Origin of the sequence: Pseudoflavonifractor phocaeensis (assembly GCF_016901955.1) — a bacterium.
Classification (GTDB): Bacteria; Bacillota; Clostridia; order Oscillospirales; family Oscillospiraceae; genus Flavonifractor; species Flavonifractor phocaeensis_A.
This window is the reverse complement of record NZ_JACJLC010000007.1, coordinates 1-26,664: the sequence shown is the minus strand read 5'-3', so window position 1 is coordinate 26,664 and position 26,664 is coordinate 1. Positions and strand designations below refer to the sequence as shown.

30 protein-coding genes are annotated in these 26,664 nt (G+C 58.2%); 17 read left to right on the top strand and 13 right to left on the bottom strand.

Going from position 1 to position 26,664, the window contains the following annotated elements; all coding sequences use genetic code 11:
• The first annotated feature begins 1 nt into the window (after position 1).
• From H6B51_RS02880 to H6B51_RS02845, 8 genes are all read left to right on the top strand, one after another.
• Positions 2-838 (top strand): energy-coupling factor transporter transmembrane component T family protein, encoded by an 837-nt coding sequence (locus H6B51_RS02880; RefSeq protein WP_204882248.1) that lies wholly within the window; start codon positions 2-4, stop codon positions 836-838.
• An 18-nt stretch (positions 839-856) separates the two neighbouring features.
• Positions 857-1,654: a PHP-associated domain-containing protein gene (locus H6B51_RS02875; protein WP_204882247.1), complete on the top strand. Its 798-nt coding sequence runs from the start codon at positions 857-859 to the stop codon at positions 1,652-1,654.
• Positions 1,651-2,436: an inositol monophosphatase family protein gene (locus tag H6B51_RS02870; protein ID WP_204874802.1), complete on the top strand. Its 786-nt coding sequence runs from the start codon at positions 1,651-1,653 to the stop codon at positions 2,434-2,436. Before H6B51_RS02875 ends, H6B51_RS02870 begins: the two co-directional genes overlap by 4 nt.
• Positions 2,437-2,446: 10 nt before the next feature.
• Positions 2,447-3,271, top strand: a complete 825-nt coding sequence (locus H6B51_RS02865) for a MurR/RpiR family transcriptional regulator (RefSeq protein WP_204882246.1) — start codon at positions 2,447-2,449, stop codon at positions 3,269-3,271.
• Positions 3,272-3,465: 194 nt separating this feature from the next.
• Positions 3,466-5,085, top strand: a complete 1,620-nt coding sequence (locus tag H6B51_RS02860) for a vWA domain-containing protein (protein WP_204882245.1) — start codon at positions 3,466-3,468, stop codon at positions 5,083-5,085.
• A gap of 1 nt (position 5,086) precedes the next feature.
• Positions 5,087-5,728 carry a 5-bromo-4-chloroindolyl phosphate hydrolysis family protein gene (locus H6B51_RS02855; RefSeq protein ID WP_087337322.1) on the top strand — a complete coding sequence of 214 codons (642 nt, stop codon included), beginning with the start codon at positions 5,087-5,089 and terminating at the stop codon, positions 5,726-5,728.
• Positions 5,698-6,765, top strand: coding sequence for a hypothetical protein (locus H6B51_RS02850; RefSeq protein ID WP_204882244.1), 1,068 nt, complete (start codon positions 5,698-5,700; stop codon positions 6,763-6,765). Before H6B51_RS02855 ends, H6B51_RS02850 begins: the two co-directional genes overlap by 31 nt.
• A gap of 59 nt (positions 6,766-6,824) precedes the next feature.
• A complete protein-coding gene (locus tag H6B51_RS02845; RefSeq protein ID WP_087337329.1) occupies positions 6,825-7,361 on the top strand; it encodes a flavodoxin domain-containing protein in 537 nt (178 codons plus the stop codon).
• A gap of 226 nt (positions 7,362-7,587) precedes the next feature.
• Here H6B51_RS02845 and H6B51_RS02840 read toward each other — a convergent pair whose 3' ends face one another.
• From H6B51_RS02840 to H6B51_RS02810, 7 genes are all read right to left on the bottom strand, one after another.
• Complete coding sequence (locus tag H6B51_RS02840) at positions 7,588-8,358, bottom strand: inositol monophosphatase family protein (RefSeq protein WP_204882243.1); 771 nt, start codon at positions 8,356-8,358, stop codon at positions 7,588-7,590.
• A 64-nt stretch (positions 8,359-8,422) separates the two neighbouring features.
• Positions 8,423-9,943, bottom strand: coding sequence for a bifunctional metallophosphatase/5'-nucleotidase (locus tag H6B51_RS02835; RefSeq protein ID WP_204882242.1), 1,521 nt, complete (start codon positions 9,941-9,943; stop codon positions 8,423-8,425).
• Between the two features lie 2 nt (positions 9,944-9,945).
• Positions 9,946-10,755 carry a phosphonate ABC transporter, permease protein PhnE gene (gene phnE, locus H6B51_RS02830; RefSeq protein WP_204882241.1) on the bottom strand — a complete coding sequence of 270 codons (810 nt, stop codon included), beginning with the start codon at positions 10,753-10,755 and terminating at the stop codon, positions 9,946-9,948.
• A 12-nt stretch (positions 10,756-10,767) separates the two neighbouring features.
• Positions 10,768-11,589 (bottom strand): phosphonate ABC transporter, permease protein PhnE, encoded by an 822-nt coding sequence (gene phnE / locus H6B51_RS02825; RefSeq protein WP_204874788.1) that lies wholly within the window; start codon positions 11,587-11,589, stop codon positions 10,768-10,770.
• On the bottom strand, positions 11,586-12,338 hold the full coding sequence (phnC, locus tag H6B51_RS02820; protein WP_204882240.1) for a phosphonate ABC transporter ATP-binding protein: 753 nt from the start codon (positions 12,336-12,338) through the stop codon (positions 11,586-11,588). Before phnC ends, phnE (H6B51_RS02825) begins: the two co-directional genes overlap by 4 nt.
• Positions 12,339-12,413: 75 nt before the next feature.
• On the bottom strand, positions 12,414-13,499 hold the full coding sequence (locus H6B51_RS02815; RefSeq protein ID WP_204882239.1) for a phosphate/phosphite/phosphonate ABC transporter substrate-binding protein: 1,086 nt from the start codon (positions 13,497-13,499) through the stop codon (positions 12,414-12,416).
• A 92-nt stretch (positions 13,500-13,591) separates the two neighbouring features.
• Positions 13,592-14,569, bottom strand: a complete 978-nt coding sequence (locus H6B51_RS02810) for a substrate-binding domain-containing protein (RefSeq protein ID WP_087397099.1) — start codon at positions 14,567-14,569, stop codon at positions 13,592-13,594.
• Between the two features lie 214 nt (positions 14,570-14,783).
• On the opposite strand from H6B51_RS02810, the gene H6B51_RS02805 reads away from it, so the two are divergent.
• The 6 genes from H6B51_RS02805 (at position 14,784) to H6B51_RS02780 (ending at position 19,293) form a co-directional block, all read left to right on the top strand.
• On the top strand, positions 14,784-15,491 hold the full coding sequence (locus H6B51_RS02805; protein ID WP_204882238.1) for a hypothetical protein: 708 nt from the start codon (positions 14,784-14,786) through the stop codon (positions 15,489-15,491).
• A 183-nt stretch (positions 15,492-15,674) separates the two neighbouring features.
• A complete protein-coding gene (locus tag H6B51_RS02800; RefSeq protein ID WP_204874784.1) occupies positions 15,675-15,884 on the top strand; it encodes a helix-turn-helix transcriptional regulator in 210 nt (69 codons plus the stop codon).
• Positions 15,881-16,288 carry a helix-turn-helix domain-containing protein gene (locus H6B51_RS02795; protein ID WP_101691962.1) on the top strand — a complete coding sequence of 136 codons (408 nt, stop codon included), beginning with the start codon at positions 15,881-15,883 and terminating at the stop codon, positions 16,286-16,288. The genes H6B51_RS02800 and H6B51_RS02795 overlap by 4 nt, the downstream gene beginning before the upstream one ends.
• A 349-nt stretch (positions 16,289-16,637) precedes the next feature.
• Positions 16,638-17,057: a hypothetical protein gene (locus H6B51_RS02790; protein ID WP_204882237.1), complete on the top strand. Its 420-nt coding sequence runs from the start codon at positions 16,638-16,640 to the stop codon at positions 17,055-17,057.
• A complete protein-coding gene (gene mobP3 / locus H6B51_RS02785) occupies positions 17,045-17,905 on the top strand; it encodes a MobP3 family relaxase (protein ID WP_335342093.1) in 861 nt (286 codons plus the stop codon). The genes H6B51_RS02790 and mobP3 overlap by 13 nt, the downstream gene beginning before the upstream one ends.
• Positions 17,863-19,293 (top strand): tyrosine-type recombinase/integrase, encoded by a 1,431-nt coding sequence (locus tag H6B51_RS02780; RefSeq protein WP_204882236.1) that lies wholly within the window; start codon positions 17,863-17,865, stop codon positions 19,291-19,293. Before mobP3 ends, H6B51_RS02780 begins: the two co-directional genes overlap by 43 nt.
• Before the next feature lie 367 nt (positions 19,294-19,660).
• Here H6B51_RS02780 and H6B51_RS02775 read toward each other — a convergent pair whose 3' ends face one another.
• The 3 genes from H6B51_RS02775 to H6B51_RS02765 all read right to left on the bottom strand — a co-directional run bounded on the left by H6B51_RS02775 (position 19,661) and on the right by H6B51_RS02765 (position 21,243).
• Positions 19,661-19,903: a hypothetical protein gene (locus H6B51_RS02775; protein ID WP_204882235.1), complete on the bottom strand. Its 243-nt coding sequence runs from the start codon at positions 19,901-19,903 to the stop codon at positions 19,661-19,663.
• A 17-nt stretch (positions 19,904-19,920) separates the two neighbouring features.
• Complete coding sequence (locus H6B51_RS02770) at positions 19,921-20,433, bottom strand: hypothetical protein (protein ID WP_204882234.1); 513 nt, start codon at positions 20,431-20,433, stop codon at positions 19,921-19,923.
• A gap of 249 nt (positions 20,434-20,682) precedes the next feature.
• The gene (locus tag H6B51_RS02765; protein WP_243421109.1) at positions 20,683-21,243 is read right to left on the bottom strand and encodes a stalk domain-containing protein; all 561 of its coding nucleotides are present in this window, start codon (positions 21,241-21,243) and stop codon (positions 20,683-20,685) included.
• Positions 21,244-21,385: 142 nt separating this feature from the next.
• On the opposite strand from H6B51_RS02765, the gene H6B51_RS02760 reads away from it, so the two are divergent.
• Both H6B51_RS02760 and H6B51_RS02755 read left to right on the top strand, forming a co-directional pair.
• Positions 21,386-22,288: a tyrosine-type recombinase/integrase gene (locus H6B51_RS02760; RefSeq protein ID WP_204882232.1), complete on the top strand. Its 903-nt coding sequence runs from the start codon at positions 21,386-21,388 to the stop codon at positions 22,286-22,288.
• A 70-nt stretch (positions 22,289-22,358) separates the two neighbouring features.
• On the top strand, positions 22,359-22,829 hold the full coding sequence (locus H6B51_RS02755; RefSeq protein WP_335342092.1) for a tyrosine-type recombinase/integrase: 471 nt from the start codon (positions 22,359-22,361) through the stop codon (positions 22,827-22,829).
• Between the two features lie 46 nt (positions 22,830-22,875).
• On the opposite strand, the gene H6B51_RS02750 is transcribed toward H6B51_RS02755, so the two are convergent.
• The gene (locus H6B51_RS02750) at positions 22,876-23,214 is read right to left on the bottom strand and encodes a hypothetical protein (protein WP_204882231.1); all 339 of its coding nucleotides are present in this window, start codon (positions 23,212-23,214) and stop codon (positions 22,876-22,878) included.
• A 323-nt stretch (positions 23,215-23,537) separates the two neighbouring features.
• A complete protein-coding gene (locus H6B51_RS02745; protein ID WP_204882230.1) occupies positions 23,538-23,765 on the bottom strand; it encodes an Arc family DNA-binding protein in 228 nt (75 codons plus the stop codon).
• A gap of 315 nt (positions 23,766-24,080) precedes the next feature.
• Between H6B51_RS02745 and H6B51_RS02740 the strand changes: the two genes are divergently transcribed.
• Entirely contained in the window at positions 24,081-24,350 is a 270-nt protein-coding gene (locus H6B51_RS02740; RefSeq protein WP_204882229.1) for a hypothetical protein, read from the top strand.
• Between the two features lie 1,822 nt (positions 24,351-26,172).
• Here the strand turns inward: H6B51_RS02740 and H6B51_RS02735 are convergent.
• Complete coding sequence (locus H6B51_RS02735) at positions 26,173-26,427, bottom strand: cysteine-rich KTR domain-containing protein (RefSeq protein WP_204882228.1); 255 nt, start codon at positions 26,425-26,427, stop codon at positions 26,173-26,175.
• Between the last annotated feature and the right edge of the window lie 237 nt (positions 26,428-26,664).

The window sequence follows — 26,664 nt, the reverse complement described above, 5'->3', positions numbered from 1 at the left end:
TGTGGAAAAATTGACTGCCAAACTCTCGGAGAGCATTCTGGATAAGTTCTCCATGGACTTTCTCCGCAATCAGGTGCTGAAGAACGCCTACGGCAACGACGACACCGTCATCGCCGCCCTGGACCCCCGGGTCCTGCTGGCCTGGTACCTGTTCTTCGGCCTGGTCCCCTGGTTTGTCAGCGACATCCCCTTTCTGCTGGGGTGCTTCCTGCTGGTGATGGCCACCACCATCCTGGCCCGGGTGGCGGGGCTGGTGCTGTTCCTCTTCGCGCTGGGGGTGTTCTCCCAGACGGGGTATCTGTTCCTGGTGACACTGCTCTTTGGAGGCGACGCCTCCGCCATTGCCCCGTTACTCATCCTCACGTTGAAAGTGGCCACCATCTCCCTGGCCTCGGTGACTGTGTTCTCCGGGCTGGACCCGGACAAGCTGTCCAACGGTCTCATGTGGTACGGCTGCCCGGAGCGGCTGAGCTTTTCCATTTCCTACGCCTACCGGATGCTGCCCATGCTGATGGAGGAATTCCAGAACGTGCTGCTCTCCTACCGGCTGCGGGGCAATCCCCCCGCCCACGAGACCTTCGGGGGCAAGGTGAAGTACCTGGTCTATCAGGTGAAGATCATCATGCAGTCCTTCTACCCTCTGATGCTCAACACCGCCAAGCGCTCCCGCACCACGGTGGAGGCACTGGAGCTGCGGGGCTACCGGTACGCGGCGGTAAACAAGTCCGTGAAAAAGATCAAGCTGGCCGCCCTGAAGGTCACCTATAACGATGGACTGTTCCTGGCCGTCTCCTTCCTGGTGGTGGCGGTGGCCGTCCTGATCTCCACACTGCTGTAAGAAAGAAGGTCATTTCTCTTGCGCCTGGATTTTCACACCCATGGGAAGCTGGCCAAAAAGCTCCCATTTTCCACCGCCTACACCGACTGGCTCTTCGGCGAGGCCAGACGGGCCGGACTGGACGCCCTGTGCCTGACGGAGCACTTCAACACCCTCCAGTTTGCCGATGTGTACGGCTACATCGCCTCGGTGAGCCGAAGGACGGGGGACGCTCTGGAGCTGGAGAACGGCCTGCGCATCTTCCCCGGCATGGAGACGGATGTGGCGGAGGGCGGTCATATCCTGTCCATCGGGCCCCTGGAGGCTATTCTGGAGCTGAACTGGCGGCTGGAGCCCCACAAGGAAAAGGGGGATTTTCTGCCCTTCTCTCGGCTCATGGAGCTGTTCGACCAATACCCTGTGCTGGTGGGCTGCGGCCATCCCTTTCGCGCCGGCGGCCATGTGCCCGAACTGCCGGAGGAGCAGCTCCGCCGCCTGAAATTTCTGGATCTGAACGGGAAAGACCTGGCTCTTGACCGGGAGAGGACGGAGCGGCTCACCCATGACCTGGGGAAAAAGCTGGGCATCCCTGTGGTGTCCGGCAGCGACACCCATCAGGCGGTGCAGTACGGCTGCGTCACCACGGTCTTTGAACGGGAGGTGGACACCGTCCCCGCCCTCTATGGGGAGATGACAGCCGGCCGCTACGCCATTGATCTCTCCGACACCGCCGCCTTCCAGGTGCGCACCGCCTGTCTGCTGAAGCGGTCCTTGAAGGAGATCCATGCCCTGGGAGGCGACTACGTGGCCATTCTGACCCGGGAGGCCACCGCATGACCGCCCTGACGGATTCCCTGGCGGAGGGGGCCGTCCAGACGGTATTGGAGGCGGGGGAACTGCTGACCGATCCCGCCGCCGTTCAGAGCATCCGCTCCAAGGGCGAAACGGACTATGTGACCAATGTGGACGTGGCGGTACAGGCGTTTCTGCGGAAGCGTCTGGCCGCCCTGGCCCCGGATGTCCAGTTTATGGGAGAGGAGCAGGACAATACGGGGCTGGACTGGAGCCGCCCCTGCTGGATCCTGGATCCGGTGGACGGCACCACCAACCTGATCCACAGCTTCCGGCACAGCGCCATCTCCTTGGCTCTGGCGGAGGGTGGACAAGCTGTCTTTGGTGTGGTATACAATCCTTATACGGAGGAGTGCTTCACCGCCCGCCGGGGCGGCGGAGCGCTCCGAAACGGAGTCCCGATCCACGTCAGCGATGTCTCCCGGCTGGAGGACAGCCTCCTGTCCACGGGCACCGTCCCAGGCCGCCGGGAGCTGGCGGATGCGGCTTTCCGGCAGATGCGGGCGCTGTATGACCGGTGTCAGGACGTGCGCCGCACCGGCTGTGCCAGCCTGGACCTGTGCTGGGTGGCCTGCGGACGGCTGGACGGCTATGTGGAACTGTCTCTCCAGCCCTGGGACTACGCCGCCGGAATGCGCATCGCGGCGGAGGCTGGAGGAAAAGTCACCGCCCCCGACGGCAGCCCCCTATCCCTCCGGGAGGGCGGGCCTCTGCTGGCCTCTAACGGGCGGCTCCACAGCGCGCTGCAAGCAATTTTGAAAGAATGAGGGGGTTGTCATGGACCTGCACCTTCCCACCCCGGCCGGGGAACTGACCCGGGCGGAGCAGAAGATCCTGGACTATATCAACATCAACACGGATGCTTTCCTGTTTTCTTCCATCGGCCAACTGGCCCAGCGGCTGGAGCTCTCCGACGCCACGGTCTCCCGCTTCGCCCGCCATGTGGGTTGCCGGGACTTCAAGGCGCTGAAATCTCTGGTGCTGGAGCAGTCTCCCGGCCCGGCGGTAAAGCTGACGGCCACGCTCAGTCAGGGGGATCATTTCTCCCCCCAAGCCTGGCTGGAGCGGCAGCGGGCATACTTGGAGAAGACCATACAACAGCTCTCCACCGGGGAATTTGACCGGGCGGTGGAGGCTCTCTGTTCTGCCCGGCGGGTGTTTCTTCACGGAAAAAACGCCTCCGCTTCCATGGCACAGCTGCTCCATTTCCGCCTGCGGCGGCTGGGCTTACAGGTGTCTCTCCTTCCCTCCGGCGGCTCTGAACTGCTGGAAGGACTCGCGCAAGCGGCGGAGAACGATCTGGTGGTGCTGTTCAGCTTCTCCAAGCTCTCCCGGGAGGGCCGCATCCTCCTGGAGCACAGCCGGTCCGCCGGCTATCGGACCTTGGCCTTTGTGGGCCGCACCTGCCTGCCCGCGGAGGAGCGGGCGGACATCAGCCTCTTTGCCTACCGGGGGACAGAGAAGGAGTATCACTCTATGGCAGCTCCCGCCGCCCTGCTGGATGCTCTGGCAGTCGCTGTGGCGGAACGGTTGGGAGACGAAGGTACGCAGCGTCTCCAGTCGCTGCACCGGATGAAAAAGGACTATTTTCCAGACGGATGAACGCATCCCCCATGCCCGCACATGGGGGATGCGTTCATTTTCCAGGATGATGCACAAATTTTACACGCATTTTACTGCGCCGCGGTAGTGGGCGCAAGGCGGCTGTGATATGGTAGATTAGGATTATTTTATATATTCCGCGCATGGGCTTGCGCTGCCTGCGCACCACATCTGAAAAGGAAGGATCTGCTGCTATGAAACGCGCGGTTTTATCTGTATGTATCCTGGCATTGGCATTGATTCTGACAGCCTGCGGTCCGACGCCGTCTGACAGTGCAGTCTCCACCGGCGATTCCGCCAGCGGAGATCACGCCTTCGACTATGGCGGTGACGTGACGCTGCGCATTCTCTCCGGCTCGGAGAACCAGGAGCTGGAGGGCATCCTGGATGACTTTGCCCGGGAACGGGGTGTGAACATCGAAATGGACTACCGAGGCTCCCTGGACATCATGCGCACCCTCCAGGGAGAGAGCATCGACTACGACGCGGTGTGGCCTGCCAGCAGCCTGTGGCTCACCGCCGGGGACACCCAGTACCGTGTCAAACATACCCAGTCCATCTCCATTACCCCGGTGGTCTTTGGCATCCGCCAGAGCTTGGCGGAGGAGCTGGGCTTTGTAGGCACGGAAGTGTCGGTCAGCGACCTCCTCTCCGCCATCCAGTCCGGGAAGCTGAACTTCTGCATGACCTCCGCCACCCAGTCCAACTCCGGGTGCAGCGCCTACATTGGTTTTCTTTATGCTCTACTGGGCAATCCGGATGTGATCACGTCGGAGAGCCTCCAGACTCCCGGCCTCTCGGAACAGATCACCCAGCTGCTCTCCGGCGTAGACCGGTCCTCCGGCAGCTCTGACTGGCTGAAGGATCTGTTTCTCACCGGCGGCTATGACGCCATGGTGAACTATGAGTGCCTTATCATCAGCGCCAATCAGGAACTGGAGGCCCGTGGGGAGGAAACCCTGTATGCCGTCTACCCCTATGACGGTCTCTCCATTGCCGATTCTCCCCTGGGCTATGTGGACAACGGGGATGCCGAGAAGGAACAGGCATTCCTGGATCTGCAGGAGTACCTCCTGTCCGACGAGGTGCAAAACGAGATCCAGCGCACCGGCCGCCGCACCGGCTACGAGGGGGTGTCGGCGGAGAACGCGGACGTATTCCGCGCCGACTGGGGCATCCAGCCCGACCGGGTACTTTCCCCCATCCGGATGCCGTCCACCGAGGTGCTGATGGAGTGCCTGAACCTGTACCAGACAGAGTTCCGCAAGCCCTCTCTCACCATATATTGTCTGGACTACTCCGGCAGTATGGAGGGAACCGGCCGGGAGCAAATGGTAGAGGCCATGAGCCAGATCCTGATCCAGGAGAACGCGGAGAAGAATCTGCTCCAGGCCTCGGAGCATGAGGTCAATATCCTCATCCCCTTTGAGGGCTACCCGCGGGACATCTACACCGCCGTCGGAAATGGAAGCGAACTGGAATCCCTCTACACCAAAGTGGAGGCGGAGGAGGCCACCGGCGGCACAGATATTTACGCCGCAGCTACAGAGAGCCTGCGGCAGCTGGGAAACTACGATCTGAGCCAGTACACCCCCGCCATCATACTATTGACGGACGGGGTATCTGATGGCAGCATCGACGCTTTCCAAACCGCCTATGAGGCATTCGGAGCAGACGTACCGGTGTTCTCCATCATGTTCGGCTCCGCCGACCCCACCCAGCTGGAGGAGCTGGCAGAGCTGACTCACGCGCGGGTCTTTGACGGACGGGAGGATCTGATCGGGGCCTTCCGCAGTGTGAAGGGGTACAACTGAGATGAAAAAAGGACAGCTGCGGCAGCTGGTACTGTCGCTGGGGGCGGGAATCGCGGTCTTTCTGGTTCTGGCACTGGCCCTCCGATGGAGTTTCCTCTTCAGCGCCGCGCTGGGGGTGGGAATCTATCTGGGCCTGTGGTTTCTGCTGACCCCCAAGGCAGACCCCGTCACCCTCTATTTCGCCAAGCGGCCAGACGGCGGCGAGATGCAGGCCCTGATGGAGGAGGCGGCGCGGGATCTGAGAGCCATCCGGTCGGCCGCCGGCCGCATCACAGACGTCCGGACCCATGAGGACGCCCTGGCCCTCACGGAGACGGGGGATCGCCTCTACCGGTATCTCCGGGAGCATCCGGAGAAGATCCCGTCGGCCAACCGCTTCCTCACCTACTACCTGGACACGGTGGGCCGGATCTTGGGGCAGTATGTGAAGTTCCAGGAGGCCGGGCTGGGGACTTCCGAGGTGCGGGAGTTCCAGCGGAAGGTGCGGGCCATCCTGCCCAAGCTGAAAACTGGATTCGAGGCACAGCTCAGTCAGCTGATGGCCTCGGAGCGGTTTGACGCGGAGGCGGATATGAAGGTCATGGAGGGCCTGCTGAACACGGAGGGATTCCAATGGGAAGCAAATCAAAATGGATCGGTCTGATCATCCTGCTGGCCGTCATCGGGGCGGCGGCGGTCTATCTGTTTCTGGGAGGCGGCCCCCAGCCGGAGCCCGCTGTCCTGCGGGGCTATGTGGGGGGCGAGAAGATCGGCCTGCTGGAGGACGAGGCGGTACAGGACATCCTGGATCGGAACTACGGGCTCACCCTGGACTATGCCAAGGCAGGTTCCCTGGACATGGTAACGGCGGATCACGAGGGCCGGAATTTCCTCTTTCCCTCCAGCCAGACCGCCCTGGAGTATTACCAGCAGCTCTACGGCGCGCCGGACAGGAGCCAGATCGTGTTCAACACCCCCATCGTCCTCTATACCCACCGGCCCATCCTGGAGGCGTTCCAGAAAGAGGGGCTGGTGACGGAGCGGGATGGGGTGTACTATATGGATATGGCCGGCCTGGTGGCGGAGATCGAGGCGGGCACCGCCTGGGCGGACCTGGGGCTCCCGGAGCTCTACGGCACCGTGGCTGTCAACACTACCGACCCCGTGCGCTCCAACTCCGGGAATATGTTCGCGGGGCTGCTGGCCAATGTGCTGTGCGGCGGGGTGGCGGATGAGGACAGCGTGGAGGCGGTGTTGCCCCGCTTGCAGGCCATCTTCGAGAAGTTGGGCTATATGGAGGCGTCCTCCTCCGACCTCTTCGACCAGTTCCTCAAGACCGGCATGGGGGCCAAGCCCATGATCGCCGGCTATGAAAACCAACTGCTGGAGTTCGCCGTGGAGAACCCGGAGGACTGGGAACAGCTGAAGGATGACATCGTGCTGATCTATCCCACACCCACCGTCTGGTCCTCCCATATCTACATCGCCCTGGACGAGGCGGGGGAGGCGGGCATCGACGCCCTGATGGACGAGGAGATCCAGCGCCTGGCCTGGGAAAACCACGGTTTCCGTACCGAGGTATCCGGGACGGGCGCCGACGAAGACCACTTCGGCGTCCCCCACCTGGCCGCGGAGATCACCCAGGTGGCCGCCATGCCCAGCTACGCCGCCATGGAGAAGATCATCGCCGCGCTGTCGTGAACGTAAATTTTACCGCAGGGCTGGATAGTTGCGCTGTGCAAAGGGAGGAATTTTCACAGATGGATGGGCTTATCGTCTATGGCAGCAAATACGGCACGACCCGCCGGTATGCGGAGGAGCTCTCCCGGCTCACCGGCCTATCCGCCATCCCCTGTGGGGAGTTCCACAGGCTGGCTGAGGGGAGTATCCTCGTCTATCTTGGGGCGCTCTATGCCGGCGGGGTGCTGGGGCTCAAGCAGACAATGAAAGTTCTTTCCCTCCGGGAGGGCCAGCGGCTGATTGTGGCCACTGTGGGTCTGGCCGACCCCGGGGAGCCGCAGAACCGGGCGCATATCCTCGTATCCCTGAAACGGCAGATGTCTCCAGAGCTATTCTCTCAGGCTATCTTCTTCCACCTCCGGGGCGGCATTGACTATGCCGTTCTGTCCCCACGTCACCGGGCCATGATGGCCGCCATGTGTTTCTCCCTGCGGAGTAAACCGGCGCGACAGAGGTCCGGTGAGGACCAGGCGCTACTGGAGACTTACGGAAAACAGGTGGACTTTACCGATTTCTCCGCACTGGTTCCCATCGCCGACGAAATCCTGCGCGGATAAGATATACCAGGAAAGAAGTGCCTCTGATCAGAGCGGCCGATGAGCATCTGATCGCGTATAGGGAGCAATGACTCAATCCCGTTTGTATCCCATAAAAGGATCACCCCGAAAATTATCCACCAAAAGAGCACAAGTCAGCCGTTCAGAGCAAAAAGCTGGGCCAACGATTTCGTTGGCCCAGCTATTCTATCAAGCGTGGTACGATAGTCAGGGTGAAAATATGTGTTCATCCACTAAAAACGCAACTCTTTATGCTGTAAGAATTTAATCCGACCACCGTGCTTTTCTGATCCAGGGGCAGTTCATCTCCATCCACCGTGAAGATCGCGCCGCCGGCCTCCTCCAGGATGATCCGCGCAGCGTTGTGATCCCATGGAGAGGATCGCATGGTTACAAACAGATCTGCCCGGCCTGCGGCCACTTCACACAATTCCAAGGCCACGGAACCCAGACAGCGGACACCCCGAACCTTCCGGGAGAGCCGAATCATCCGCTCTTGGTACGGATGAGGCTCCAGAAAGGTATACTGCAGGCCCGGCGTTGTCAGCAGCAGTTCCGAAAGCTCCCGCCGGCCGGAGGTATGGATCTGCGTCTGATCCTGCCATGCGCCTCCTCCGCGCTTTGCCCAGTAGAGCGTCTCACGTTCCACATCCAGCACCAGGCCGAACAGCGGGGTACTTCCCTCCCAGCACCCCACGGAGATGGCGTAGTTCTGATGCTGATTGATGAAATTCGTGGTCCCGTCGATGGGATCAATATACCAAGTCATCGACCCGGTGCGATGCGCCTCCGGCGGATACTCCTCACCCACGATGGAGTCCTGGGGGAAGGCTGTCAGTATTTCATTTCGCAATAACTGCTCGATTTTCCGGTCCCAATGAGTAACCAGATCTTGGTGCCCCGTCTTCTGGCAGATCTCTGACTCTTCCAGACGGCACTGCCGCAGAAGATCTCCGGCATTTTGAACAACATCCACAGCAACATTGAATCTGTCCATCCTCCACCTTCTTTCCTCTGTCTGATTTATAAAACCACATTCCTTGTGGCTTGTCAAGAACGCTTCACCAGATCACCCGCATCTCCACGTTATGCAACTGAGGCATCGGGCTGTGGGCCTGGATGTAGCGGGCGGTGAGATCCGGCATTTCTGTGCCCCCGCGCCACAGGACGGGACACTCCCTCAAGATCTCGTATCCACCCGTGCCTGTGGCCCGGTAGTTGCTGGTGCACAGGCGGAAGGTCCCTCCTCCCAGCGGGGAGCCGTCCAGTTTTGCCAGGCGGATCACCCGGCTGCCCACGGGCCGGCGCAGATCGAAGGTGTAGGAGAGCCCGGCATAGAAGTCGTAGTTGTAGTGCTCCACTTTGGGCAGCAGGAACTCCTCTGCAATCTGGGGCTGGCCATCAACCAGGGTGAAGTAGGTGGCACACCGCTCCAGGGTCTGTCTCAGCACCTCCTTCGTTACCTCCAGCACCACCAGGGTGTTTGCAAAAAGGTAGGCCGCTGTCACCCCCCGCATAGTCACCGGAGAGGCCAGGCCAACCGGGTCGTTGCCCAGGCTGGTGCAGGAGAAGTCCGCCCCGGTCTCTGTCAGCTGCACCTGATTGAACAGGGCAGCCACCTGGCTGCCGTAGAGAGCCGCTTCCAATTTCCCCTCCGGCGGGATGGTGCGATCCAACTCCCCGATAGGCTGGTCCAGCCAGTCCTGTACGGCATTCTCCAGTGGAAGCAGACTCTGATAAGGCTCTGCTGGGTGGATTGCGCCCACCGCTGTCAATCTGGATCGGAAGGAACTGCGTGTTCCCTCCCACTTACCGGAAATATGGAGAAACTGCCCCGCATTGGCGGGGGGCTGAACGGCGTAGGTGCCGGACAGATTCACTCCCTCCACCGCCATGTGCTGGTGGCCGGTGAGGAGCAGGTCGAAGTCCAGCTCCCGGGCAATTTTACAGGCCAGATTCTCACCGCTGTCCGAGAGCACCCGCCCTGTCTCCAGCTCCTCCTCAAAGCCGCCGTGGTAGATGCACACACAGACATCACACTGTTCCCGGAGGGCGGCGCAAGTCGCTCGTGCGGCCTGAAAGGCGTCGGTAACCCGAATCCGCTCCAAGTTCTGTGGCTGCTCCCACACGTTTACGAAGTCGGTGACCACGCCGGTGATCCCTACCCGCAGGCCGTTGGCCAGGGTGTGCACCGCCCAGGGACGGATGCGCAGCTCTCCCCCCAAGTCCTCTACATTCGTGCACAGGCAAACTCCGTCCATCGCCTGCAGATAATCCCGGAGTGCCTCATAGCCAAAGTTGAAGTCGTGGTTGCCCAGGGTGAAGTAGTCCAGCCCCATGGCATTGAAAGCGGCGGCCACCGGGTGGATGGGCCACTTTTTGCAGTGTTCCAGATAATATTGAGTCAAAGGCGTCCCTTGCAGGGAGTCGCCGCCGTCCAGCACCAGGGTGTTCCCGTCTTTTTCCACCTGGGCGGCCAGATTCAGCAGTCCGGAGTTTTCCGGGCAGTTAGAGGCATAGTTCACCGGGAAGATATGGCCGTGGGTGTCTGAAGTATAATAGATTTGAAATGTCTTTTCCATGATTACCCCCTGGCCAGCTTGACCCGGATCTTGGTGGAGATCCATTCTACAATCAGCACCAGCACGATGAGACCCGCCAGGATGGCGCCGGCCTCCTCCCAGCGGTAGGAGTTCATGGCGAAGATCAGCGGCGCGCCGATGCCGCCGGCTCCCACCAGTCCCAGCACGGTGGCATCCCGCAGGTTGATGTCAAAGCGGTAAATGGCGGTGGAGGCGAAGTTGGGCATCAGCTGGGGCAGGATGCCGTAGCGGATCTTCTGCCAGGTGGTGCAGCCCGCCGCGTCCAGGGACTCCAGCACCCGCACATCCAGGTCCTCGATGGCCTCGATATACATTTTGCTCACCATGCCAACAGAACACAGGGACATGGTCAGAAGTCCCGCGAAGGCGCCCGGCCCAGTGACCCGGATAAACATGAGTCCGTAGACAAAGGCGGGAACGGTGCGCACCGCCATGATGATGATTCGGCCCAGAAAGGCCACAGGCTTGGGGGTCAGGTTGGAGGCCGAGAGAAACGCCAGGGGTATGGAGATGATAGCGCCTACAATGGCACCCAGGAACGCGATACAAATGGTTTCCAGCAGCAGATAGGGTACGCCCTGGGTGGTGAAATTGAACAGCAGGTCTGTGTCCGGATGAAAGATGCCCGCCAGGATGTTCCAGGCGATCACCGCGCCGTTTTGGGTGGTGCCCGCCGTCTCCACGGCGGAGCCGCTCCAGACCAGCAGGACCACTACGACCAGTGCCACGGCCAGCTCAAACACCCAGCGGCGGGGCCGCTGCTCATAGGCCGCTTCGATTCGGTTGTTCATGGCGTCCCCTCCTTATACCAGCCGCTTCCGGGCGGCGCGGCTGATGGTTTCGATGATGAACACGGTGACGAACAGGGCCAGCAGGATCATGCCCACGCTGGCGTACTCCCGCCAGCCGATCTTCTCGTTGAGGATCAGGCCCAGTCCGCCGGCGCCCACATAGCCCAGGATGGAGGCATAGCGCACGTTGCCCTCAAAGCAGAACAGGCAGTTGGAGAGATAGGAGGGCAGCACCTGGGGAACAATGGCGCTGATGAAGGAGCGCACCTTGGTAGCCCCCATAGCCTCCATGGCCTCGAAGGGGCCCATGTCCACGGTCTCGATCTCCTCGTAGAGGATCTTGCCGATGTAGGCGAAGGTGAAGATGGCGATGGCCGTGGTGCCCGCCAGGGTGCCCAGGCCGAAGATGTAGGTGGCGATCAAGGCGGAGACCAGGGTGGGCAGGGTGCGGATGATGCTCAGCAACAGCCGCATGGCGGCCACCACCACCCGGCTGTGGATGATGTTGGTGGAGGCCAGCATGGCAAAGGGAACCACCAGGATCGAACCGATGAAAGAGCCCAGCAGAGACATCTTGATGGTATCAAACAGGGGCTGCCAGATCTGAGACATATAGTCCCACTCCGGCGGGATCATCTCCCCCAGGATAACAAAGAACTCCCGGATCCGGCTGACGAGAACGCCCATATCAAAACCAGTGACCTCTACCGAGAGGGCCGTCATGGCCACCAGAATGACTGCTGCCAGGGGCGCCCGAGAGCGAGGCTTGGATATCTGTTTTCCGTTGGGGAGTGTCAGCAGCTTGGGCGGGAAGATCTTGTCGTATACGCTCATGCCGGCTCCTCCTGCTTCCCCTGGTAGATGGCGTCCAGAACCGCCTGATCCACCTGGTCCGCCGGGCCGTCGTAGACGATCTCACCGGCCCGGATGCCCACCACCCGGGTGGCGTACTGGAGCGCCAGCTCCACATGGTGGATGTTGATCAGGACTGTGATGTGCATCTCCCGGTTGATCCGCTGGAAATCGTCCATGACCTGCTTGGCGGTCACCGGGTCCAGGGAGGCCACCGGCTCGTCTGCCAGGATGATCTGGGGGTCCTGGGCCAGGGTCCGGGCCAGGGCCACCCGCTGCTGCTGGCCGCCGGAGAGCTGGTCCGCCCGGACGAAGGCCTTGTCCAGAATGCCCATCTGGTCCAGCGCCTCCAACGCTTTCATCTTCTCATCCTTCGTGAAGAAGCCAAGAGTCGCCCGCCACCAGGGCAAATCGGGGACAAAGGCGGTGAGCACGTTCTTGATGACGGTGGTTCGGGTGATTAGGTTGAAGGACTGGAAGATCATGCCGATCTTCCGCCGGAACTTCCGCAGGCTCTTCCCGTGGAGGGACATGACGTCGGTGCCGTCTACCGTCAGTTCCCCCTGGGTGATGTCGTGCATCCGGTTGATGGTGCGGATCAGAGTGGACTTGCCTGCGCCGGACAGGCCAATGATGGCCACAAACTCCCCCTGGTCAATGGTCAGGTTGATGTGCCGCAGGGCTTCATACCCATTGGGATAGCGTTTTTCTACCTCTCTAAACTCGATCATGGTGTTCTCTCCATTTCAAAGGAGGGAGGAAAGCCGCGGCCTCCCTCCCTCGTGTGTGGTCCTTGCTGGATTGTTTTAGCCCGCGCTGTTCAGGGACTGGATCATCTCCTGGGCGGCCCGCTCGGAGTCGTAGTCAGAGGACTGTGCGGGCAGGTAGCCGTTGTGGCTGTAAATAGCGATGACCTCTTTGCCCTCTTCAGTGTTGCCGATATTGATGAAAGCCTCGGACAGGGCGGCCTTGAAGTCGTCGTCCATGATAGGAGAGGTCTTGCTGACACTGATGGTATCGTTGTAGATGGCGGGGGTGACGCCCACCACGGCGGTGTCGTCCCAAATGCTGTTGGTCATGCCGTACTCGCCAGTCCACTCGTCCTCATAGTCCCGACGGGCATCGGCGTAGGTGCAGAGGATGTCCACCTGACCGGAGGCCAGACGGGCGAAGGCACTGCCGTAGGAGTCGGACTGCACCGCGTGGGGCAGGTCGGTGATGTTGTGGCCGAAATTCTCCTGCAGCCACAGGGAGGGATAGATGTAACCGGCGGGAGAGGAGGAGTTGGCCACGCTCCAGTTGGCGCTGCTCACGTCCTCCCAGGTCAAGGCCTCGCCAGCGTTGACCTTAGCGGCCAGCTCCTGGCCCTTCTCGGAGGGGCCGGCGATCATCAGGGCCCGATAGCTGGTGACCTGCTCGGTGGTGGGCTCAGTGGGGGCGTTGTCGTTCCAGTCCTTGGCGTTGTCGGAGTCGATGGACAGGCCGTCCCGGGTGGCGGTCAGCAGCACGTCGCAGCCGTCGTCATAGAGCACATAGGTGCCGCCGGGGATCAGGCCCACATCGGCGGTGCCGGCGGACAGGGCCTCGCCCACCGCCTCGTAGCTGGTACCCACGGTGATGTCCACCTCGCCCACGTCGTAGCCCAGCTTAGCCAGCTCATCGGTGAGCATCTGCTTCAGGGGTTCGGTGGCGGTGATGATCTCCTCCGGCTCCCGAGAGGGGACAAAGGCGATGCGCAGGGTATCGATAGTCTTGTTCCCGCTCTCCTGGGTGCTGCTGGTGTCCGGCGTGCTGCCGGAGCCCTGGGTGTCCTCCGTGTTCTGACCGCCGCAGCCGGCCAACAGGCCAATGCACATCACGCCGGCCAGCAGGAGAGAAAGTGCTTTTTTCATACTTTAATCCTCCTCGATGTTTGCTGTATTTTGCCTTTGATTTAGAATGTATCTGTTACAGAGGAAATTCCTCTTATAACCATTGTAGGAGATCAGGCGGTGTCGCCGATCTTCAGGTGGGTAGGCACTGTGACGGTGACCGCCTGAGAGCGGCGCTGGCTGATTCGCCCGAACAGCAGCTCCAGGGCGTTTTCCCACACATAGTCCGGGAACATCTCCAGGCAGGTGCCGGTGGGCCACTTGCTCTCCAAAGTCTGAATATCCTGATAAATAATGACCGCCACATCTTTCGGCACACGGATGCCCAGCTCCCGGAAAGCCTCCAGAGCGCCCTCAGCCACCTCGTCGCTGCCCAGCAGTATGGCCTCAGCCAGAGCATGTTCCTCCACGGCCTTCTTGGCCAGTGCATAGCCGCTCTCCCGGCTGATCTCCCCCACATGGAAGGTGCGGGGATCGTACTGGCCGCGCTCCTCCAAGATACGCTGGATGGCTGCCAGGCGGTGGGCACCGATGCGGCCATTGGGCCCGTCGTAGATGCCGCCGATATACCCCAGGCCGGTGTACCGCTTCTGATCCAGCAGATAGGACACCATCTGCTCCTGGCCCCGGTCAAAGTCCACCTGCACTTGGTCGAACTCATAGTTGTGCTGATTGGAGTTCACGAAAACGATAGCAAAGGACAGAGAGCGGAGAAAGTCGATCTCTTTCTCGCTGAACACACCCAGGGCAATGATGCCGTCCACTTTCTGGGGCTCCCCAAAGGTCAGCCGCACAAAGGAGACCTCATACTGGTCCGTCATCATCTGCACCAGGCAGGACAGAGAGGACAGCCGCACATTGGGCCGATCCGGGCGTATGATTCGCCAGTCCGCCACCCCGATGACCAGATGAGTCTTGTGCTCCGCCGCCTTCCGCTGCCGTGGGGACACATAGCCCAGGGCGTGAGCCGCCTGAAAAATCCGGGCCCGCACCTCCGGCGTGACAGAGATATTGTCATCCTTATTTAGAACTCGGGAAACCGCGGCAGCCGAGACCTGGGCGGCCTGGGCTACATCTTTAATTGTTGCCATGAAGTTCCCCCTTTTATGTCGTTCTAAACCCATTATATTTCTGATGCTGTCGAAGTCAATAGATTTTACTAAAATTTTACTAAATAATAAATCGCCTATAACAGACAAGCGCCCTCAAATCCTGCTGGGGAATAAAACAAAGAAAAACCTCCACCATTTACAGAAAGCCCGCGCTTCGCTATACTGAAGGCAGAAAAAGAATGGAGGTACGGCAATGGCGGGCAGGCGGATCTGTGCTGGGTACTACCGGCGGTACGATGGCAAGGTGGTCTATGTGATTTCCACGGCCACCGATGCCGACACCGGAGAGGAGACCGTCATCTGGACTTCCTATCCTTTCGCGGATGTCCCCAGGTACTGCACCTCCAGCAAAAAATCCTTCTGCGCCTTCGTAAAAGTGGATGGAGAGCGGAAGGCCAAGTACAAGCGGCAGATAAACATGAAGATCTCAGCGGCTGCCATCGAAAGACTGGAAGATGAGGGCTTCCGGGGGCCGGTGCGCAAACGGCATCGGCGGCAGTTGGATGAAGAATACGACTCCCGAGAGTATCAGCAGTCTCTCACCTACCACGCATACGCCAAGGAACTCTGCGAGAACTACACCTTCGACTGGAACAAATACCACCTTTGCGTGAAAGAAAAAAGATATGCGGCCATCACACGAAGTGATTTCGCCAAGCTGAAAGAGGATCTGCAGTTTCTGGACAACGCTCTGAAAACCATCCTGTCAGAATACCGGGACTATTTCCGGGAGCGGTTTGTAGACGGCCTGTCCATCCGCAAGTACGCAGAGGCCCATCAGCTCAACCGGGGCAGCGTGGACTATCTGCAAAAGAAGTTTTTCTCTGCCCTGGCTCGTCTGCTGAAGGATCGGGACGAAGCAGATGGAAAATGCCGTCTGCGGAAACCGGCGCAAAACTGAATCGACCCAACACTGAGCGGAGCGTCTGCTGACCAAGCAGGCGCTCCGCTTTTCTGTCAGAAATATGTCAAAAGGATATTATTTCCCCAATACATAGTGAGGGGGTTAAAAGAAGCACAGGTGTGTCAATTCTATGTCACTTCAGAAATGTCCTCGGGTAAAGTAGTAGAGGGGGTAATCAAAATGAAAGAGTCTGCCTACAAAAATTATGAGGAGCTGCCGCTGTTTCTCAACTCAAAAACAGTGGCGAAGGTATTGGGCGTCTCACCGTCCAGCGGATATGAACTGATGCACGAGCCGGGCTTCCCGGTACTGCGCATCGGCAACAGGATGGTGGTACCCAAGGAGCAGTTCATCCAGTGGGTGAAGGAACACACAGGAGGCAGCACATGAAGTACGGAAATTATCGGGACGGTTTCTTCCTGCCCAACGAGTTGTTCCAGCTGGGACTGGACTATGGCGAGCTGGCGGTGTACAGTTTCCTGAAACGGTGCGAAAATCGAAAGACGCATCAGTGCTGGCCCAGCATCAAAACCATCGGCGAAGCAGTGGGCATGAGTGAAAATACTGTCCGCAAGTACATCCGTCAACTGGAGGAGCGTGGTCTCATCACCACCGAACCCACCGAGGTCATTACCAAGTCCAGCGGCAGGCGCAACGGAAATCTGCTGTTTACTCTCCGGCCTATCGGAGAGGTGATTGACCAGCACTACGACCGCCAACTGGCGGAATTGGAGTTAGCCACAGAACGCCAGCGAGTGGCGAAACTCCTGCGGGCGCGGGAAAGCCCAACGTGACCGCCTGTGGGCCACTGTGTGCCCCGATTGCGGGAGGGGCAGAGTCCCTGCCCCTCTCGGCGGGTTTCAGGCCAGTGTGGGCCGGTTGTGGGAGGCGTTGCGGTACAAGGCTTCCGGCCCTTTTGGAGCGGAACCGAAGGACGAAAGGGAAAGCAGGATAAACGCCGGGGTCGCCGGTGGCGCCTTCGGCCGGTCACAACTGCCCGCAGTGCGGGCAGTTACGGGAGTTTTGGGTGTATCAAAAGTGGGGTCAAAAACAGGCGGCGGGGATCACGTTTGTGGTCACAATCCCCGAACTCCTACTGCCATAACGAAAAAATAGGGGTCACGCCCCGGAAAGGAGCAGTTTATGGGCAAAAAAGAGAGATTTGCTTTCTATCTCACCTCGGAAAAGAAAGCCATTCTGGAGCGCCGGTTTCAGGAGGATGGAAGCCGGAGCATGACCGCCTTCATTGAGCGGGCGGTGGACTTTTACCTGGACTACCTCAGCGCCAACGACGCCGGCCTTTTCCTGCCAACGTCTATCAAGTCCTACCTGGACGGGCGGCTGGGACAACTGGAGGAGCGGCTGTCCTCCCTGACCTTCAAGCAGGCGGTGGAGCAGGACATGGTGGCTGGTATCTTGGCCGACACCTATCAGTTCAGCGACGAGGACCTCCGCCGCCGGAGAGCGGAGAGCGTGCAAAATGTGAAAAAGACCAACGGCCGTGTCTCGCTGGAGCAGCGGGTACGTGGGGCCTGGGAGGAGGACGATGAGTGGCAAGACTGATCCTGAAAAGTCCCTACCTGCAGTGCGATAGAAACCATCCTGTCAGTGGATATCTGCAGTACATTGGAACACGGGAACGGGTGGAACTGCTCCCGGATGACCGTCCGCCAACGAGAAAGCAGGAGCAGTTGGTCAGAAAACTGGTGAAAGATTTCCCTTCGTCCAAAGAACTGGACGAGTATTTGGACTACAAAGACAAGTCTACCAAGGACAACGCCTCCGCCTTCATCACCAGGGCACTGGAAGAAATCTGGCCGCAGGTTCAGCAGTCGGACGGCTACATGAAGTACATTGCCACCCGTCCCAGGGCAGAGCGGTTGGGTGACCACGGCCTCTTTGGGGATGAGGACGGCGTGGATTTAGAAAAAGCAATGCGGGAGTTGGATCACTACACCGGCAACGTATGGACCCACATCATCTCCCTGAAACGTGAGGATGCAACCCGTCTTGGCTACGACAACGCCAGGGCGTGGCAAAATTTGCTCCTGGCAAACCGCAATGACATCGCCGCCGCGATGAACATCCCGCCAAATCACTTCCGCTGGTACGCCGCCTACCACGACGAGGGTGACCACCCACACGTCCACATGATGGCGTGGTCAACGGTGCCCGGTGAGGCATACCTGACGCGGGAAGGCATCCACAAAATCAAGTCTCAGCTGACCAATCAAATCTTCCAGCAGGAGATGCTCCACACTTATGAGCAGAAGTCCCAGTCAAGGGATGCGCTGGTGCGGGAGGCACGGCGGGCCATTCGACGTCTGACTCATGAAATGGCGCAGAGCATAGGAGAGGAGATGGCCCCGTGGCAAAACGCAGAAAACACGGCGACGGCAGCGTCCGTCTGAGAAAGGACGGCCGGTGGGAGGGCCGAGTGGTCATCGGCTATGACGAAAAGGGCCTGCCCAAAACCAAAAATGTCCTTGCTAAGACAAAAACAGAATGTGTGGCAAAGCTGAAGGCCCTGCGGGAGAGACTGGAGACTCCCGCCCCTGAAGTTCCAAAAGCAGGGCTTTCCCTGGGTGCTTGGCTGGATCATTGGTACCAGGACTACAAGAAAGCGAGTCTCCGTCCTAACACCCAGATGTCCTATGAACGGCGGATCTACCAACACATCATTCCCGCCTTGGGCGGTATCCAGCTGGACAAGCTGACCACCGGGGACATCCAGCAGTTCTATACCCATCTTAGGCAGAATGGCAGATTGCTGCGCACAGAACTCTATGGAGAGGGTCTCTCCGACCAGACCATCCGGGGCATCCACACCACCCTCCACGCCGCACTGGACAAGGCAGTGGAGGAGAAACTGATCTTCCGCAACCCGGCGGACAGCTGTAAACTTCCGCCTGTCAAGGGCAGAGAAATGAAGGTTCTGACTCCGGAGGAGATCCAGCGGCTGCTGATCCAGGCCAGGGAGGACGGCTGCTACGAGCTGCTTCTCTTGGAACTGGCCACTGGCCTGCGCCGGGGCGAGATCCTGGCCCTCCAGTGGCGTGACCTGAATCTCCGGACCGGCACCCTGCGGGTGGAGCGGCAGGTCCACCGGGTCAAGGGAGAACTGGCAGTATCCCCGCCCAAGACCAAGGCGGGGAACCGGACGGTACTCCTCCCTGCCCCGGTCCTAAACGTGCTCAAGACCTACAAACAAGCCGTCCACTCACGGTGGATGTTTCCCTCCCCTGTCAAGGAAGACTCCCCTATGGACCCGGCCGCCGTCCGGAAGCGGCTTCAGACGGTGCTGGAACGGGCGGAGTGCAAAAGACTCCGCTTCCACGATTTAAGGCATACCTTCGCCACTGCCTCTCTGGAGCATGGGATGGATATCAAGACCCTGAGCACCATCATCGGCCATGTGTCCAGCACCACCACCCTGAACACATACGCTCACATCACTGACGCCATGCGGCAGAACGCAGCGGACAAGATCGACAGGGGGATCGGGAGAGCCGAACCGAAGCCCATGCGGGAATCAGCATCCCGGAAACCGGCCCCCAGCACCTTCCAGGCCCGCAAGGGGCAGCGGCGCAAACCGGGCACTGGTTGCGTCAGCCGGATCAATGACCACCTGTGGGAGGGCCGTTACTCCCCCATCGTCAATGGCCAGCGCATGGCCCGGAATGTGTACGCAAAGACCGAGGCCGAGTGCGAAATGAAGCTGGCGAAGCTGATCCGGGAGATGAAAGAAGAGATCGCCGCAGCGAAAGAACACGGGAAACCGGATGATCTGGCAGGTTGACCAGGCCATTCGGCGAATCGCACAAACGGGCCTCCGGAGGCAAAATGTCCCGGAGGCCCGTGATTTTTCTCTCTGTGGCTTGTTCTGTGGTCAAAGACAACTGGCGAAATTCAATGTGCCCGAAATTGTTGTAAATTGCAAAAGAAAAGACCACTTTTCAAAAGAAAAGCGGTCTTTTTGTGGAGCTGCTACCCAGATTCGAACTGGGGACCTCATCCTTACCAACTGACTGGAAGGGTGAGGTCTGTTGCTTTTGGGGCCTTTTGTGCCCTTTTTCGTCCGGCGGGCCATACTCTCCAGCACTCTTGCGTCCGTTGATTCCGTCCGCTTTTTTCGGCGTGTGGGTCACGGTGTGGGTCAGGCCCAATCACGAGGCAAAAGACGGGCGGACATCGGACAGGGGCAGGCCAAGCCGAACCGCCCTGTCCCGCTCATAGGTAACCCTGGTCACCTCTTCGATGAATGCCTGCTCTTTTTCCGTCGCCTTACCCCATCGCACGCCGTATTTCCGGCACAGCTGGAAGAAGATCTCGTAAAACCGTTCTCTCTCCGGGTCTTTCCTGAAATACCACTCCGCATCAGACACCGGCCGGCTGATATTCTCGTCCATACAGGGCACCTCCCGTCTCAAACCAGATAGGCGAAAAAGATCCGTTTTGCAGCCTCATCCGCGATTAAATATCTGGGGGCGGACGATTGAAACATTGGGAGTCGCACCGCCCCGAAGTCCCGCTCGTAATGCTTTGCCAGGGCTGTTGTTTTCGCCTCCAGCACCACATCGCCAGCCAGGCCGTTATCAATGGAGAGCTTGATGCCATAGGCAACCATCAGTCGCCCGATTCCCGTGTATTTCGGCTGTCCTTCATCGAGGGTGGGATTCGACTCTGGCTGGGCCTCCAGATACACGATATGGACTACCAAAGCATTCTCCAGAATCTCATAGGCACCCAGGGCGATCAGTTCATCTCCAACCCTTGCCGCATATCGCTGAAATCGTTCATCCGACAGGAATTCGCTGGTCCATGAGGTCTGCCACAGAGGCTGCTCATTGGTCAACTCGGCGTCCCGTTGCGTCATCGGCTCGATGATCACAGGGATCCGACAGCCTTGCCGGTCGAAAACAAATGGCTGGAATCGCACGCACCTCACCTCATGGTCAGTATACCATGGCCTCGGATTTTTTACAACCATTGCAACGAAGCCAGTTTGCGCAAAAATTGCGTCGGCATAAACAATAATAGGGCACGGCAGCCAAACAGCTTCTACAGAAGCCATGAGGGCGTGGATCTACATCCACGTCCTCGCGGATGACTGTCTTCAGCAGGACATTTTTTACATGTCTTATATGGTTTTATGTGTAGAAAAAGCCAATGTATCGGTGCTGTCCTTTTAGCCCTGATAAGGTTGGGTGGTGTCAATGACAATTGCTCCGGCTTCTCCATCCCAAGTGACATTGAACCCAAGGGCCTGTCCTAGGTCTCGAAGTTTGAAATAGGTGTAGCCGCTTCCGCTGTCATCTGTCAACGTAATCGCCTGCAAATCAGAGGCTTGGCCATCCACAAGAACTGCCGCCTGATTGGGCGTATAGATCCGGTCACCGGAGAATGGTGTGGACATCTCGGAACCGTTGGACGCATAAGACTCTCCCGTGTTAATGGTAATCGCGTTAGCCGTCCCGTCCCATCCAACATTGAACTGGGCTTGAGACCCATTGAGCACATAGGCCACATCCCGCAGCTTGAGGTAATTGGTATCATTGCCGTTTGCATCCTTCAGCGCATAGGCATCAAAGGCCACGGACTGTCCATCGACCAGGATGGAGTAGCTGGTGGAGTATGCAATTTCGGACACTGAGACTGGATCGGATGGAGTCTCTGTGGCGGCAGTTCCACTTCCTAAACTACTGTCTACCACGAAGTCGTACGTAGCACCATAAAGGTATGTACCCATGGGACCATTGGGATGCTGTATTGTAATCATGACACGATATAGTGAACAGTCTCCATATACTGTTAATGCGAGTAAGTGCTCCAGATATCTCACCCGGAAGGAGGCATTGGTAAGGGTTTATGAAAGAAAAGGAGCACACCAAATGAGCATAAAAAAACACGGGAAGCGGTATCAGATCAATTACCGCTGTCCCGGCTATCCCAAGATTATTTTTGAAAGTTTTGACTCATTGGAAGAAGCTGAACTGCGTCTTGCCGAAATTTCTCTCCTGAAAAAACAGGGAAAACTGCTGCCGCCGCTGAACTTATTGGATCCAGATAAAAACCGCCAACTATTCCAGCGCACTGTGGATGTCAAAACGCTGTTAGAGGAGTATGTCAAACTGCATGGGCTGAGCCACTGGTCCGACAGCACCATGTCCTGTAATCTGCATCGGATCAACGACTATATCCTGCCCTATATCGGCGAGTGCCCCATAGCGGGCCTTACCACCCGGAAGCTGGAACACTATTATCAGTCTCTGCTCTCCGAACCGGTCAAACATATGCCCGGAAAAGATGACTCCGCAAAAACAATTTCCATCGACGTAGTACATAAGATTCACGCCATCCTTCGCAGCGCCTTAAATCAGGCTCTGCGGTGGGGCTACCTGGAAGGCACAAACCCGGCCATGGCGGTTGAACTTCCCCGCATCAAGAAGCATCCCAGGGCTGTTTGGAGCAGTGAGCACGCCAGCTTGGCTATCACCCTTTGTACAGATCCAGTTTTGAAACTGTGCTTGCTGTTAGCACTTGGCTGCTCCATGAGGATCGGAGAAATACTCGGCCTTACATGGGACTGTGTTTTCATTGATGATAATCTGATGTTACACCAGGAATGCTATGTTCAGGTCACGAAAGAATTGCACCGCAGCGATAAAAAATGTGTAAATGCTCTGCAAAGCAAAGGCCGTGGTGATATTATTTTCGTGTTCCCATCTATGAAATCTACAGAGGCGTCCACAATTCTTGTACTGAAGGCGCCCAACGGAAAGCAGTATCCGTAATATTTATCTGCCATCCACGGTTGCCAATGCTCTGCTAGAGACCCGTCAGTTACAGCAGAAGCAAAAGCGTTTGGCCGGAGCCGAATATCAGGATTATAATTTGGTGATTGCGCAAGACAATGGACGCCCATATGAAGACCGCTTGATTGCGAAGATGTTCAGCGAATTTATCCGTCAGCACAATTTACCTAAGGTCGTCTTCCACAGTCTGCGCCATTCCAGCACCGGTTTAAAATTGCAACTTAGCGGCGGCGATATTAAAACTGTTCAAGGAGATACTGGCCACGCCCAAGCAAATATGGTTACAGATGTCTACTCCCATATCATGACAGAGGACCGCAAGCGCCTGGCTAAAAAAGTAGAGACACATTTCTTTTCCACCATGGAGTGCAAGCCACAAGCTGCTGGCAATCCCCCTGAACCTCAAACACCGGAATCTGTCAAGAGAGCAATCGACTTGTTGTATAAAGCTCCTCAAATGGCGGATATGCTTCTTCAAATGGCTCAAATGATGGAACAAAATGGACCATTTAAAAATTGAATGTTAGCAAATGTTAGCACTTTGTTCCAACGCTAAATATTTTTCCTTAAAAAAGTTCAAAAAAATACCCGGATTCATAAGAATCCAGGTACTTTTTGGAGCTGCTATCCGGATTTGAACCGGAGACCTCATCCTTACCAATTACTTTTTGTGCATTTTCCACTTTACCGGTCTTTTGTCCGCTATCGTCTCTTTCCCTTGTGGCGCAATACTTCCCCGCCTTTTCTGTTCTGTTCTTTTGTCTACTTGCATTGGCATTTCTGAACTTATTCGGGGTATCCGTCTGGTTTTTGTCTGGGTTTCTATCTGCCACCCTGACCGCTGACCTCATCCCTATAGGCCAAAAAACCAGACATAAAGCCCCCCCACTTGCTTTCGACTCCATTCTATGTTATCCTGACCTTGGCGCTGCCGGACAGCAGCGGTCAGCCCTCTTGACGGAGGGCAGCTTCTTTGCTCTCCGATCTTCGGAAAGGAGGGCTGCCCATGAGTACATCCGAAGTTCTTCAGCTTTGTTTGGTCATCATTGGTGTTTGCAGCCTGTTTATTCAGGCAAAAAAGAAGTGACCGCCGGCACCCTGACAAGTACAGCGATCACTTCAAACTACTCTAAGGGCTGACCGATACGGCGATTCGGCAGCGCCTCTTTCTATATCCATTATAGGCCGCTGTGGCCACACTGTCAAGCCCTAGGCACTGTGCCCGGGGTTATTTTGTGCCCTCAGCAGGCCCACCAGTGACCGTACAAGCGGCACTGTCCCGCTCCATCGCCTCAGCTATTGCCCGGTTGATAAAGCTGTTCACGCTCTCGCCGTGGGCCTCTGCATGGGCCTGAACGGCTTCATACTTCTCCCTCTCCATGCGAACCCGTGCAACCGCAAATCTCTCCATATATGCTCTTTGTGCCCGCTTTTGGGCTTCTGTTTTTTCTGCCATACTTGTCTCCTCCCTGGGAATGCAATAAATAGAGACATCTCCCCCATTGTGCTGCTATTATACCACAAAAAGCAATCTAGGCATAGATATATATTTGCCAAATATAGGCCTAGATATCTGTGCACTCTGCGTATTGCTATCTAGGCCTAGATATGCTATAATTCATAATGTCAAGAGGAACAGGTCAAGTCAAGGTGGATCCCAAGAACACAAGGTTAGACCGGGACAGGATACGGGAGATTGAGACGCACTGAGCAGAACGCTATGCCGTAAAGCCCCCCGGCACTTGACCCCAGTTAACAGGAGGTTTGCAGTATGAGCAGCTACGAACTTGAAAGCAGGATCCGGGAGCTGCGCCAGCTCCAGAGCCTTATTGAGGAGGCCCAGGCCGAGGCGGAGGCGATCAAGGATACGATCAAGGCCCACATGGGCGACGCCCAGGAGCTGCGGGCCGGGGAATATAAGGTCACCTGGAAGCCGGTAACCTCCTCCCGGCTGGATAGCAAGGCCCTGAAGGCAGCCGCCCCCGAGCTGGTAGAGCGATTCACCAAAACTGTCACCAGCCGCCGTTTTTGCGTGGCATAAAGACTCATTCCCCAGCAGAATAGCGAGCGGGTATCCTGCCTCAGAAGGATGCCCGCTCGTTGTTGTTATGTGTCCAAGTCGGACACACTGCCAAATCGGCAAGCGTCTGCCGATTTGATTTCCTTATGCTCCGATCCCGCCGCCAAAAACGACAACGCTGTCGTTTTTCAGATTTCAGATTAGTGTGTACCGTGCAGCTGCTACCTCAAATCCGCCAACGTTGACGGATTTGCCCGTAGTACAGATGGATTCAAAAGGCAATCAAGAACTTTCCCAGATCAGCCCCCATCCATCAGTTACCACAGTTTCCGCAAGCATCGCATTTGGCCAGCCAAACGCCCTTTTAGGGGGCTCCCCTAATACCCCGTAAGCCTGGCTGCACTCCCATAATCGGTGATGTGGCCTGTGCTGCGCCCCGCTGCTATTCTCTCATACGGGCGGGTATCCCAGGCTACAGACCTGGGCAGAACGAAAAGCGGAATACTTCCCCAAATCCGCAAGCGATTTCGTATTTGAAGATGGAGGCTTACCAACCTCCGCAGGAACCGGGCGCATCCTGGGCGGGCAAAAGGCTCCCAAGATACTCCCCCAAATACGCCAGCGCAGACGGATTTGAGATAGGTCTCCGTCTGCGGTTCGCCTGCTGGATCTCCTCTGGACAGCAAGACCACCAGGCACTCACCGGGCACCGTTGAGAGTGGCGTCATACCCTGGGATAGACCGGGGGCCTCTAGCTACGTAGCAGGGCCTCAGCAGACCAGAAGGGGCCAGACTGTGCCCCACGTCTGTGCCTCCAACACGAGCGGGTATCCCAGGAGCTGCCGCCCCACAGGAGGGGCCAGGAGCACCGCCAGGCACTCACCAGACACCGCCCCGGAGCGGGCATACCCAGGGCCTCCGACTGCATATCAGGGCCTCAGCAGGCCAGCTGGGGCCAAGCTGCGCCCCACGTAAAGGCCCTCCAGTACAAGCGGGTATCCCAAGGGGCTGCCACCCCGCAGGAGGGGCCTGGAGCGCCGCCAGGCACTCGCCGGGCACCGCCAGGAGCGGCGGCATACCCCGGGATAGACCGGGGGCCACCGGCTACGTACCAGGGCCTCAGCAGGCCAGCTGGGGCCAAGCTGCGCCCCACGTAAAGGCCCTCCGGCACGAGCGGGTATCCCAGGGGCTAACCATCCCGCAGGATGGGCCAGGAGCGCCACCAGGCACTCACTAGGCACCGCTGGGGAGCAGGGCTTACCCAAGCATAAGCCGGAGGTCACCGGCTGCGTAACCAGTCTCGGCTGCTGCGCGCGCACACGTACGAGCAATTCGGGATTGTCTCGAACCCACCCGATTAGGCCATTCTTTGGGCCGTGCTGTTTTTTGGCTAGGGGGTGGGGAAACAGTTTTTTGCATGGGGAAAAATTCCCGCATGGAGGGTGGCCCACGGTCTTACCCACAAGGCCGTAAATTTTTTTGGGGCCGGGGCACCTCTGGCCGAAGGCCCGCACGCATCCGCGCCCGCCCACGTGTGCGCCCAAGCCTCCTGGTAGTTTGCCTTTAAATCGCCCCTGCAAAAGTACACTTTTCCCCCGGCTTTATGACTGTTTTGGCCTCAACTCCCATTGGGGAGAATTTCTCGCACCAGAGGGGCCACACGGTCTTGCACCCCCGCCCCCTGAAACTTTTTCGGGCCGGGGGGTGGGTGGGCCGTAGGCCCCGCACCCGTGCGCCCCTGCCCGCACATGGGCACCCGTGCGCCTGCACGTAGCCAACCGGCAAGATCACCCCGCAAAAAATCACCGTTTTCCCCGTGAAATTCCCCGCTCCTTGGCCAGGATCAGCAGCACGCCCGGGCTGCGCTTCCGTGCAAGGGCTCCTCCCTGGCCTCTTCCCACACCCTGGGCAGGCCGCTGCCTCCCCGCCCGATCTCCACCACGGTCTCATGTTTGCAATTCCGGCAGAACAGCACCAGCCCCTGCGCTCTGGTGTTCTCCGTCAGCTTCAGCAGCTTCCCCCGCCGACATACCGGGCACATGACCCATGTGCCGCCCGGGGTTATTTTACAAACCAGCTGCGCCGCTGTCCCACTCATGCTATCACCTCCTGGTTCAATTTTTCACGCCCGCCGCCGCTCGTGCGTGTGAAAGTCCGCCCTGTTACCAGCATAGCGCACCCGGAGCACCGATACAATGGGCTATGCCTTGATTCTCCAGGGCCTGTTCTAAGGCAACACCGCACAGAAAAGTAAGCGTGATACAGCCCGACATGATATAATAAAAACATGGATAAACAGATGACAATGTCTGCGCTTAGTGATGAGCTGGCGCAG

Bases quoted from the DNA above. Each gene is read 5' to 3' on its own strand.
- H6B51_RS02870 (WP_204874802.1), top strand. From the start codon at position 1,651: ATGACCGCCCTGACGGATTCCCTGGCGGAGGGGGCCGTCCAGACGGTA.
- H6B51_RS02865 (WP_204882246.1), top strand. From the start codon at position 2,447: ATGGACCTGCACCTTCCCACCCCGGCCGGGGAACTGACCCGGGCGGAG.
- H6B51_RS02860 (WP_204882245.1), top strand. From the start codon at position 3,466: ATGAAACGCGCGGTTTTATCTGTATGTATCCTGGCATTGGCATTGATT.
- H6B51_RS02855 (WP_087337322.1), top strand. From the start codon at position 5,087: ATGAAAAAAGGACAGCTGCGGCAGCTGGTACTGTCGCTGGGGGCGGGA.
- H6B51_RS02850 (WP_204882244.1), top strand. From the start codon at position 5,698: ATGGGAAGCAAATCAAAATGGATCGGTCTGATCATCCTGCTGGCCGTC.
- H6B51_RS02845 (WP_087337329.1), top strand. From the start codon at position 6,825: ATGGATGGGCTTATCGTCTATGGCAGCAAATACGGCACGACCCGCCGG.
- H6B51_RS02840 (WP_204882243.1), bottom strand. From the start codon at position 8,358: ATGGACAGATTCAATGTTGCTGTGGATGTTGTTCAAAATGCCGGAGAT.
- H6B51_RS02835 (WP_204882242.1), bottom strand. From the start codon at position 9,943: ATGGAAAAGACATTTCAAATCTATTATACTTCAGACACCCACGGCCAT.
- phnE (WP_204882241.1), bottom strand. From the start codon at position 10,755: ATGAACAACCGAATCGAAGCGGCCTATGAGCAGCGGCCCCGCCGCTGG.
- phnE (WP_204874788.1), bottom strand. From the start codon at position 11,589: ATGAGCGTATACGACAAGATCTTCCCGCCCAAGCTGCTGACACTCCCC.
- phnC (WP_204882240.1), bottom strand. From the start codon at position 12,338: ATGATCGAGTTTAGAGAGGTAGAAAAACGCTATCCCAATGGGTATGAA.
- H6B51_RS02815 (WP_204882239.1), bottom strand. From the start codon at position 13,499: ATGAAAAAAGCACTTTCTCTCCTGCTGGCCGGCGTGATGTGCATTGGC.
- H6B51_RS02810 (WP_087397099.1), bottom strand. From the start codon at position 14,569: ATGGCAACAATTAAAGATGTAGCCCAGGCCGCCCAGGTCTCGGCTGCC.
- H6B51_RS02805 (WP_204882238.1), top strand. From the start codon at position 14,784: ATGGCGGGCAGGCGGATCTGTGCTGGGTACTACCGGCGGTACGATGGC.
- H6B51_RS02800 (WP_204874784.1), top strand. From the start codon at position 15,675: ATGAAAGAGTCTGCCTACAAAAATTATGAGGAGCTGCCGCTGTTTCTC.
- H6B51_RS02795 (WP_101691962.1), top strand. From the start codon at position 15,881: ATGAAGTACGGAAATTATCGGGACGGTTTCTTCCTGCCCAACGAGTTG.
- H6B51_RS02790 (WP_204882237.1), top strand. From the start codon at position 16,638: ATGGGCAAAAAAGAGAGATTTGCTTTCTATCTCACCTCGGAAAAGAAA.
- H6B51_RS02775 (WP_204882235.1), bottom strand. From the start codon at position 19,903: ATGGACGAGAATATCAGCCGGCCGGTGTCTGATGCGGAGTGGTATTTC.
- H6B51_RS02765 (WP_243421109.1), bottom strand. From the start codon at position 21,243: ATGGGTACATACCTTTATGGTGCTACGTACGACTTCGTGGTAGACAGT.
- H6B51_RS02760 (WP_204882232.1), top strand. From the start codon at position 21,386: ATGAGCATAAAAAAACACGGGAAGCGGTATCAGATCAATTACCGCTGT.
- H6B51_RS02750 (WP_204882231.1), bottom strand. From the start codon at position 23,214: ATGGAGTCGAAAGCAAGTGGGGGGGCTTTATGTCTGGTTTTTTGGCCT.
- H6B51_RS02745 (WP_204882230.1), bottom strand. From the start codon at position 23,765: ATGGCAGAAAAAACAGAAGCCCAAAAGCGGGCACAAAGAGCATATATG.
- H6B51_RS02740 (WP_204882229.1), top strand. From the start codon at position 24,081: ATGAGCAGCTACGAACTTGAAAGCAGGATCCGGGAGCTGCGCCAGCTC.
- H6B51_RS02735 (WP_204882228.1), bottom strand. From the start codon at position 26,427: ATGAGTGGGACAGCGGCGCAGCTGGTTTGTAAAATAACCCCGGGCGGC.